Genomic DNA, 346 nt, shown 5'->3' with positions numbered 1-346 from the left:
CAGCACGGCCAAAGCTTGTGTCTCGTCCAGCGCGAAGTACTGCGCGCGGGCCACCAGCATGTGCACATCGGTGATCGGGCCATCCTGCTCGGAGAGCCAAGTCTTCGACTCCCGATCTTTGTCCGGGAAAGGGTTGATGTCGAAGGCTGGTGCAAGCCGCCACAAGCCACGCTCAACATGCAAGAACCCATGGTTCTGCAGATGGTCGTCCACGTTGGTGATCAGCAGATTGAGCACCAGGCGTCGCCAGAGTTGGCGCACGTCTTCGGTTGGCTGGTTGCTGTGCGAACGAATGGCGTCGGCAATCTCCGTGTAGCTGCGGTCCTCATCGCGAGACGCTTGCAGC

The 346-nt window shown here is 60.4% G+C and carries 1 protein-coding gene; it reads right to left on the bottom strand.

Annotation, left to right across the window (positions count from 1 at the left end; genetic code table 11):
- A partial coding sequence (locus RCF13_RS23660) for a HipA domain-containing protein (RefSeq protein WP_308141604.1) occupies window positions 1-346 on the bottom strand: 346 nt, incomplete at both ends.

It is taken from the genome of Stenotrophomonas maltophilia group sp. RNC7 (genome assembly GCF_030910085.1).
In the GTDB taxonomy this organism is placed as follows: Bacteria; Pseudomonadota; Gammaproteobacteria; order Xanthomonadales; family Xanthomonadaceae; genus Stenotrophomonas; species Stenotrophomonas sepilia.
The sequence above is the reverse complement of the archived record's forward strand: the minus strand, read 5'-3'. Positions and strand labels throughout refer to the sequence as shown.